Origin of the sequence: Streptomyces sp. E11-3, assembly GCF_046540415.1 — a bacterium.
GTDB lineage: Bacteria > Actinomycetota > Actinomycetes > Streptomycetales > Streptomycetaceae > Streptomyces.
In genome coordinates this window covers 1,843,444-1,851,147 of the sequence record NZ_JAZGRL010000002.1, presented here as the reverse complement: position 1 = coordinate 1,851,147, position 7,704 = coordinate 1,843,444, and the positions used below count along the sequence as shown (strand labels likewise).

The 7,704-nt window shown below is 71.8% G+C and carries 9 protein-coding genes, 1 tRNA gene and 1 pseudogene; 5 read left to right on the top strand and 6 right to left on the bottom strand.

What is annotated here, in order from left to right; translation table 11 throughout:
* The 4 genes from U9R90_RS27495 to U9R90_RS27480 form a co-directional block, all read left to right on the top strand.
* Positions 1-1,216: cysteine protease StiP family protein (locus tag U9R90_RS27495; protein ID WP_411059369.1), on the top strand; the 1,216-nt coding region annotated here is incomplete at its 5' end.
* Positions 1,217-1,296: 80 nt separating this feature from the next.
* Entirely contained in the window at positions 1,297-2,037 is a 741-nt protein-coding gene (locus tag U9R90_RS27490) for an HAD family hydrolase (protein ID WP_411059817.1), read from the top strand.
* 46 nt (positions 2,038-2,083) lie between these two features.
* On the top strand, positions 2,084-2,743 hold the full coding sequence (locus U9R90_RS27485; protein ID WP_411059368.1) for an O-methyltransferase: 660 nt from the start codon (positions 2,084-2,086) through the stop codon (positions 2,741-2,743).
* Positions 2,744-2,796: 53 nt separating this feature from the next.
* Complete coding sequence (locus U9R90_RS27480) at positions 2,797-3,021, top strand: FmdB family zinc ribbon protein (RefSeq protein ID WP_411059367.1); 225 nt, start codon at positions 2,797-2,799, stop codon at positions 3,019-3,021.
* Positions 3,022-3,031: 10 nt separating this feature from the next.
* Here U9R90_RS27480 and U9R90_RS27475 read toward each other — a convergent pair whose 3' ends face one another.
* Both U9R90_RS27475 and U9R90_RS27470 read right to left on the bottom strand, forming a co-directional pair.
* Positions 3,032-3,592 carry a DUF4383 domain-containing protein gene (locus U9R90_RS27475; protein WP_411059366.1) on the bottom strand — a complete coding sequence of 187 codons (561 nt, stop codon included), beginning with the start codon at positions 3,590-3,592 and terminating at the stop codon, positions 3,032-3,034.
* Between the two features lie 196 nt (positions 3,593-3,788).
* Entirely contained in the window at positions 3,789-5,174 is a 1,386-nt protein-coding gene (locus U9R90_RS27470; RefSeq protein ID WP_411059365.1) for a hypothetical protein, read from the bottom strand.
* 106 nt (positions 5,175-5,280) lie between these two features.
* On the opposite strand from U9R90_RS27470, the gene U9R90_RS27465 reads away from it, so the two are divergent.
* Positions 5,281-5,352: transfer RNA gene (locus tag U9R90_RS27465), tRNA-Val, on the top strand.
* Positions 5,353-5,474: 122 nt separating this feature from the next.
* On the opposite strand, the gene U9R90_RS27460 is transcribed toward U9R90_RS27465, so the two are convergent.
* From U9R90_RS27460 to U9R90_RS27445, 4 genes and pseudogenes are all read right to left on the bottom strand, one after another.
* Positions 5,475-5,708 carry a hypothetical protein gene (locus tag U9R90_RS27460; protein WP_411059364.1) on the bottom strand — a complete coding sequence of 78 codons (234 nt, stop codon included), beginning with the start codon at positions 5,706-5,708 and terminating at the stop codon, positions 5,475-5,477.
* Positions 5,709-5,858: 150 nt separating this feature from the next.
* Complete coding sequence (locus U9R90_RS27455) at positions 5,859-6,704, bottom strand: alpha/beta fold hydrolase (RefSeq protein WP_411059363.1); 846 nt, start codon at positions 6,702-6,704, stop codon at positions 5,859-5,861.
* A gap of 105 nt (positions 6,705-6,809) precedes the next feature.
* Complete coding sequence (locus U9R90_RS27450) at positions 6,810-7,142, bottom strand: hypothetical protein (RefSeq protein ID WP_411059362.1); 333 nt, start codon at positions 7,140-7,142, stop codon at positions 6,810-6,812.
* Positions 7,143-7,248: 106 nt separating this feature from the next.
* A pseudogene (locus U9R90_RS27445) lies at positions 7,249-7,704 on the bottom strand (hypothetical protein); the annotation flags it as partial.

Here is a 7,704-nt window from a genome sequence, read left to right as displayed (position 1 = left end):
CCCGTACGTCCCCCAAAGCGCCCCCTCGCACGTCCCCGAACGGCAGGAACCCTCCATGCTGCCCGAGCCCCTCCGCGGCCCCGCCTTCTCCTCGTACGCGCCCGACGACGTCGGCTGGCTGCTCCAGGACCTCTCCGCGGCCGAGCTCGAGGCACCGACCGAGGAGCGCGAGGAGGCCATCCAGAGCGGCGGCGCGCACTACGCGGAGTCGCTGCCCGTCGAGTACCAGCCCACCGAGCAGTACCAGGAGCTGTTCCGCGCCGCCCTGGACACCTCGGCCGCCCGGATCGCCCAGGCCGTCGGCGTCGTCACCGAGACGGTCATCGCCGAGCGGTCACCGCGCCCCGTACTGGTCTCGCTGGCCCGCGCGGGCACCCCCGTAGGCGTCCTGATGCGCCGCTGGGCCGAGCACCGGCACGGCCTGGACCTGCCGCACTACGCCGTCTCCATCGTCCGCGGCCGCGGCATCGACGCCAACGCGCTGCGCTGGCTCGCCGCCCACCACGACCCGGCCGACGTGGTGTTCGTGGACGGCTGGACCGGCAAGGGCGCCATCACCCGCGAACTCGCCCAGGCGGTGAAGGAGTTCGAGGCGTCCGGGGGAGCGGCGGGCTTCGACCCGGAGATCGCCGTGCTCGCCGACCCCGGCTCCTGCGTCCGCACCTACGGCACCCGCGAGGACTTCCTGATCCCCTCCGCCTGCCTCAACTCCACCGTGTCCGGGCTGATCTCGCGCACCGTACTGCGCGCCGACCTCGTCGGCCCCGACGACTTCCACGGCGCCAAGTTCTACCGCGAGCTCGAAGGCGCGGATGTCTCGGGCCACTTCCTGGACACCGTCGCGGCCCGCTTCGACGAGGTGGCCGAAGCGGTGGACGCCCAGACCAAGGAGGCGCTCGCCGCGGACCGGGCCCCCACCTGGGAGGGCTGGGCCGCCGTCGAGCGGATCAGCGAGGAGTACGGCATCCACGACGTCAACCTCGTCAAGCCGGGCGTCGGCGAGACCACCCGCGTCCTGCTGCGCCGAGTCCCCTGGAAGATCCTCGCCCAGCGCGGCGCCGGAGCCGACCTCGACCACGTACGCCTGCTGGCCGACCAGCGCGGTGTGCCCGTCGAGGAGGTGGACGGACTCCCGTACACCTGCGTGGGGTTGATCCACCCCCAGTACACCCGTGGCGCGACCGGCGCCGACGGCAAGGCGGTGGCCGCGAAGTGAGCACCTCCGAAAGCCGGGTCCTGGTCGCCAGCGACCTCGACCGCACCCTCATCTACTCCGCGGCCGCCCTCCAGCTCCCGATGCCCGACGCGGACGCACCCCGCCTGCTCTGCGTCGAGGTCTACGAGAGCAAGCCGCTGTCCTACCTCACCGAGACCGCGGCCTCACTCCTCGCCGAGCTGGCCCGCCGCACCGTCTTCGTGCCGACCACCACCCGCACCCGCGAGCAGTACGGCCGTATCCACCTCCCCGGACCCGCCCCGCGCTACGCGATCTGCGCCAACGGCGGCCACCTTCTGGTCGACGGCGTCTCAGACCCCGAGTGGCAGCGCCAGGTCGCCGACCGGCTTGCCGCCGCGTGCGCCCCGCTGGCGGAGATCCGCGCCCATCTGGTGCGTACCGCCGACGACTCCTGGCTGCTCAAGGAGCGGGTCGCCGAGGACCTCTTCGCCTACCTCGTCGTCGACCGCGCGCTGCTCCCCGACGGCTGGGTCAAGGAACTCGCCGAGTGGGCCGAAGGCCGCGGCTGGACGGTCTCGCTCCAGGGCCGCAAGATCTACGCCGTACCCCGGCCGCTCACCAAGAGCGCGGCCATGCGCGAGGTCGCCCGCCGCACCGGAGCCGACCTCACCCTCGCCGCGGGCGACTCGCTCCTGGACGCCGACCTGCTCCAGGCCGCCGACCGCTCCTGGCGCCCCGGCCACGGCGAACTGGCCGACACCGGCTGGACGGCCCCGCACCTCACCGCCCTGGACGAGCGGGGCGCCGCGGCGGGGGAGGAGATACTGCGGCAACTGCTCTCGGCCGCCTCGCCCGAGTAGCGTGCGTAGCAGAGAGGACCGCCCCGATGCGAGGAGACCGATCCGTATGTCCAAGGGAAACAGCACGCCCCTGACCGACGAGCTCTACGCCTACATGCTGGGCCACAACCCACCGCTCGACCCGGTGCAGCGGATGCTCGTGGACGTCACCCACACCAAGTTCCCGACGTTCGCGGGCAAGCAGGTCGCCGAGGAGCAGGGGCCGCTGCTCGCCTTCCTGGTGAAGCTGACCGGGGCGCGGCACGTGGTCGAGGTCGGTACCTTCACCGGACTCTCCTCGCTGTCCATGGCCCAGGCGCTCCCGTCCGACGGCACGCTGCTCACCTGCGACGTCTCCGAGGAGTGGACGGCGCACGCCCGCGAGGCCTGGGAGAAGGCCGGGGTCGCGGACCGGATCGAGCTGCGGATCGCGCCCGCGCTGCAGACCCTGGGCGCGCTGCCCCGGGAGCCGCACATCGACATGGCGTTCATCGACGCGGACAAGCAGAACTACGTCGGGTACTGGGAGGAACTGGTGCCCAGGATGCGGCAGGGCGGCCTGCTGGTCGTGGACAACGTGTTCCTGCACGGCGGGGTCACCGACCCGGACGCCACCGGGGCCGCCGCGGCGATCAAGGAGTTCAACGAGCGGGTGAAGGGGGACGACCGGGTCGACAGTGTGATGCTCCCGGTGGTCGACGGCCTGACGCTGGCCCGCAGGCGCTGAGGGGGCGTTCCAGGACGGGCCACCCCCGCCCGGTGGCCCGCTAACCTGTTCCCATGCCCCGTTACGAATTCCGCTGCCGGACCTGCGGCGACACCTTCGAGGTCAGCCGGCCGATGGCCGAGTCCGCCGCCCCCGCGTCCTGCCCCACGGGGCACGAGGACACCGTGAAGCTCCTGTCGACCGTGGCCGTGGGCGGCTCCGCCTCGGCGGCGTCGGCCGCACCCGCCCCCGCGGCCGGTGGCGGTGGCGGGTGCTGCGGCGGAGGCTGCTGCGGCTGACCCCGCTGTCTCAGCCTGCCTCGCTCCCCTGGCCGCGCTGACGCCTGGCCCGCCGTGCCGCATCCCGAGCCGCCTGCTCGGGATGGCGGCCCTTCCAGTACGGGTTGTCGTGCGGCAGCGTCGCACTGACCCGCCCGTACATGCCGAAGAACATCAGCATCACGCCGACGACAAAGCTGAACAGTACGTTCTGGATGCGGAAGTTGAGCGGGTTGAACTCCCGCTCCAGCAGCGTGAGGTTGACGAAGCCGCTGAGGATGAACGCGATGCCGAGGACCATGTTCAGCGTCGAGGCGAAGTTGCCACCGATCACCATCCCGACGAAGAGCAGCAGCCCGACAGCGATCGACAGCACGCTCAGCGCGCCGTTGCTGTTCAGCCCGGCGATCGTGTTGTCGCCGGTGTCGAAGAAGCCGACCTTGTCGATCAGCCCCAGGATCCCGAACGCCAGCAGCACCAGTCCGGTCAGTCCCGCGCCGACCCGGTAGAACTTGCTGAGCCGGTGGTCGACGGGCAGGTGCTCGTTGAGCGTGATGTGCCGCCGGGGGTGGTGGAGTATGTGCGTGGCCATAATGTCAGCCCTCCCTGGGCTCGCGAAGGCCTGCGCACGTGACGCGTCACGCGCACGTACGTATACCCAGCATCCGCCCACGACGGAAAGCCGACAAATCCACAGCGCGGAGCCCTGCGCCAGGACCCGCCGCGAGCCCTACGTCCGCGCCCGGAGCCCTACGCCGTGGACCCGAGCCCTGCCCTGGCCGCGAGCCCTACGCTCCGGCCCCGCGCTCCCCGCGGATCCGCGCCACCACCCCGGCCACCGTCTGCCGCACCGCGTCCGTCTCGGTCAGAAAGTGCCAGTAGTCGGGATGCCGCCCCTCCAGGCCGTCCACCGCACGCTCAAGGCGTGCCACTGAGTCGTCCAGCGGACGGGCGTGCTGCGGGTCGGGGGTGTGCCGCCCCGCCATGGCGAGCCGCTGCGCGTCCCGGATCGCGAACCGGGTCCGCTGGATCTCCTGCTCCGGGTCCTTCTGCACGGCATTGAGCCGCTGCAGCCGGCTGCCCGCCGCCGAGACCGCCTCGTCCGTGTTGTTCAGGAGCGCCCGTACGGTGCTCAGCAGTGAGGTGGCATCGGCCCAGCGCTGCTCAGCACGCGCTTTCTGCGCCTCCGACAGCTTCAGCTCGGCCTGCTTCACCGCGTCGGCCGCCTGCTCGGGCACCCGCTGCAGGTCCTGCCAGCAGGCCGCCGTGAACCGTCGTCGCAGCTCGCTCAGTACCGGCTCCACCTGCGTGGACCGGGTCTGCAGGGCCTGGGCGCGGGTACGCAGCGACACCAGCCGCCGGTCGATCTCGGCCGCCCGCTCCGGCAGCCGCGCGGCCTCGACCCGTACCGCCTCGGCCTCCCGCAGCACCTGGTCGGCGCGGTGCAGCGTCTCCTGGACGCCGTGCTGCCCGGCCCCCTGGTTGAGCCGGGTCAGCTCGGGGCCCAGGGCCGCGAGCCGTGCCGCGAGGTCGTCCGCCCGCAGCCCGGCGCCGCGCGCCGTGTCGAGAGCGGTGCTCGCGCCGAGGAGCGCCTGGCGCGCCCGCTCGACGGCGGGTGCGAGGCGGGCCAGCTGGGTCTCGGCCTTGTCGAGCAGCGGCCCGAGCCCCTGCCCGAACCGCTCCAGTTCCTGCTTGACCCGGAGCAGCTCGTCCTTGACCCGCGTCAGCTCGCTTCTGGCCCGCGCCGCGACCGAAGCCTCAAGGTCATCCCGGTCGAGGTCATGGGCATCGACGACACTGATGTACTCATGGCTGACCTCGTCGATGCGCTGCCCCAGCGCCGCGAAGTCGGACGCCACCCGGCGCGCCGGCGGCGAGTTGTCGACCGCGGCGATCGTCTCGATCGAGATCCGCAGCTCCCGCTGCGCGGTGTCCAGCTCGTAGAACGCCGCGGCCGCGTCGTCCTTGGCGGCCTGCGCGTCGGCCCGCTGGCTCTCCCCGCGTCCCCCGAACCACCGCCGCGTCCCGCCACCCGCGAAAGCCGCGGGCAGCGCGGCCGCAAGCAGCGGCAACGGCAGCACCAGCAACGTCACGACATCCCGGAGGGCACCCGCGGACCCGCGGTGGCGTACAACTCGCTGCGTGTGCGGCCGTGATGGTCTCGTCGCCGTCACATCTTTCTCCAGTGCTGTCGTCCCCGCTACCGACTGCCCTACATACTCCCACCCTAGGCCGTTTGCGGGGCACCGCCCGAGGCAAGGTAAGGTGTCCGCATCTCCCGGGCGCGTAGCTCAGCGGTAGAGCGCCGCCCTTACAAGGCGGATGTCGGCGGTTCGAAACCGTCCGCGCCCACAAGAAGGTAAGTAGCAGGTGAGAGCCTGCGAGAGGCCCTCCAACCGTCATCGGTCGGAGGGCCTCTCGGTTGGAGGGCCTCTCGCGCGGCCAGTGGCCGCGGGGAGTCCGTCAGTACCTTCCTACTTGTTGTGTCCAGGGGGCGCGTGGCCCGCGGGGTTCTGGTTCTCGGTCTCCTGTGTGTGGGCCCCGCCCTTGCACTCGGGTTGCTGTCCGCCTGGCAGGTGGCCGCCGGGGTTCGTACAGGAGATGGGTTCCGGTTTGATCTTGGCGTCGGCTATCCCGGCGCTGCCCAGACCCAGCGCGAATGCCGCGGCTACTGCCGCGACCCCCGCTCCGAGCCTCTTCGTTGTCATGGCGCTGGTCATCGTTTGCTCAGCTTCCAGGTGTCTCTCACTGGTGCGGCAGAGCGTCGCAGACTGTCGCATATCTGTGATCCACGCTTCTCGGGCAGGCCGCAACTGTCAAGCAATCCGTGCGAATTGTGACAAAATATGACACAACGCTCAAGGTGAAGGGCGGAGGGTGAGGAAGCCGCCGATCTCGCGCGCCACGGTCTCGGGCTCGTCCAGCGTTGACAGTACGTACGCGTCGGGTACCTCGGCGTACCGTCCCGCGGGCAGCAGCTCGGCCAGGCGGTGGCCGTGTTCGGGTGGCATGACGCGGTTGTCGGGTGACCACAGGACGAGCGTCTCGCCGGTGAACTTGCGCAGGGCCTCGGTGTCGCGGACGAGTTCCCGTTTGTCCAACGGTCCGCGGCAGTACGCGAGCAGATCACGCCGGATTCCGGGGTCGCCGCTCAGGAGCGGTTCGGTCCAGCGGCGGACCAGGTCGTCCGGCACCGGGCGCCGTGCCATCCGGCCGAACATCAGGGGCGAGCGGCGCAGCCAGCCGATACGCAGCTGACGGGCGGCCATCTGGAGTCCACCGGGCATGCGGGCGGCGAGGGCCACCATCTTGCCGGGCAGCCCGGGCGGGAAGTTGTCGAACGCCTCGCACGGGAGGATCACCTGCCGGGCGACGCGCGCGTCCAGGCCGTGGGCGGTGAGGAACAGTGCTCCGCCCCAGTCGGTGTGTACCAGGGTGACGCCGTCGAGGTCGAGTGCGTCAAGGAAGTCGGCGACCAGGCGGACCTGTCCGCGCAGCGTCAGGTCGGCGCCGGGCTTCATTGGCCGACGGTGGGATCCCAGCGGCAGTACGGGGCGCAGATATGTGAACCCCTCGGGCAGCAGCGGCAGTACGCGGTCCCACAGCGTGTGGTCCATCATCAGCCCGTGCAGCAGGACGACCGGCGGCCCCGAGCCGACCTCGTCGTACGCGATGACCCCGGCCGTTAACTCGATCTCCCGCATGACAGCCTCCCCGCTAGGACGGATGCGCATCACGGGGCACTGTAACGCGGCAGGTTCGCTCCCTAACGCGGCAGGCTCTCTCCCTCCGCGGAAGGTGTCGATACGTCAGGCGGCGTTGCGGCGCCGCCCGTTGTGGCATGTGGGGTCGTGGTCGGTGCCCAGGGCCGTCCACCAGCGTTCGCAGCAGGCCTGGTTGAGCGCGGCGCGGACGAGGGCGGCGGAGTCCTCGTCCGTGAGCGCGACGCCGCGGCGGCGGCCGTCGGTGGCCGGGTCGTGTGCCGCGAGGTGGATCGCCGCGTCGAGGGGGACCACGGACACGATGCCGAAGAGCAGGGCGAGCGGCCACGGGCCGTACAGCGCGTACTGGACGGTGACGAAGGCCAGGCAGAGGCCCGCGGTCAGGTGGAGGGCGATGCGGGCGCGCTGGACAGGGGGCATCTGGGGTCTCCGTCTCCAGTGTCGTAGGCGTCGTACGAGGGGCGGTACGGACGTCGCAGACTGGACAACGAGTGGCGGGTACGGGGGAGACGCGGTGGGGCGCGGGTCAGGAGGCTGCCGCCAGCGTGGCGGGGCGTACGGAGTCCGGCCAGCGGGCGCGAGCGCGGTCCAGGACCGGCTCCAGGGCGCGGGTGTTGGTGGCCCCGCGGTCGAAGGTGAGCTGGTGGGCGGCGTCGGCGGAGGCGGTGAGGTCCTCCGCGCGCAGGGCCAGTGACCGTACGCGGGCCCGCTGGAGGGCCAGGGTCTGGTGCAGGGCGTAGGCGGTGCTGGTCAGAGCCGGGGTGTGGGCGGTCGGTTCGGGCAGGGCGCGGGTGCGGGTGGTGGTGCTGCGGTCGGCGTAGCGGACGGTCAGGGTCAGGGCGCGGGTGACCTGGTGGGCGGTGCGCAGCCGCAGGCCGAGTTCGTCGGTGAGGTGGAGCAGGGCGCGGCGCTGCCGGTCGGGGCCCAACTCGTCGTGGTCGAAGCGGTATTCGGCGGAGGTGGTACGGGACGGGGCGCTGGG

Bases quoted from the DNA above. Each gene is read 5' to 3' on its own strand.
- U9R90_RS27490 (WP_411059817.1), top strand. From the start codon at position 1,297: ATGCCCGACGCGGACGCACCCCGCCTGCTCTGCGTCGAGGTCTACGAG.
- U9R90_RS27450 (WP_411059362.1), bottom strand. From the start codon at position 7,142: ATGCCCCCTGTCCAGCGCGCCCGCATCGCCCTCCACCTGACCGCGGGC.
- U9R90_RS27460 (WP_411059364.1), bottom strand. From the start codon at position 5,708: ATGACAACGAAGAGGCTCGGAGCGGGGGTCGCGGCAGTAGCCGCGGCA.
- U9R90_RS27480 (WP_411059367.1), top strand. From the start codon at position 2,797: ATGCCCCGTTACGAATTCCGCTGCCGGACCTGCGGCGACACCTTCGAG.
- U9R90_RS27485 (WP_411059368.1), top strand. From the start codon at position 2,084: ATGTCCAAGGGAAACAGCACGCCCCTGACCGACGAGCTCTACGCCTAC.
- U9R90_RS27475 (WP_411059366.1), bottom strand. From the start codon at position 3,592: ATGGCCACGCACATACTCCACCACCCCCGGCGGCACATCACGCTCAAC.
- U9R90_RS27455 (WP_411059363.1), bottom strand. From the start codon at position 6,704: ATGCGGGAGATCGAGTTAACGGCCGGGGTCATCGCGTACGACGAGGTC.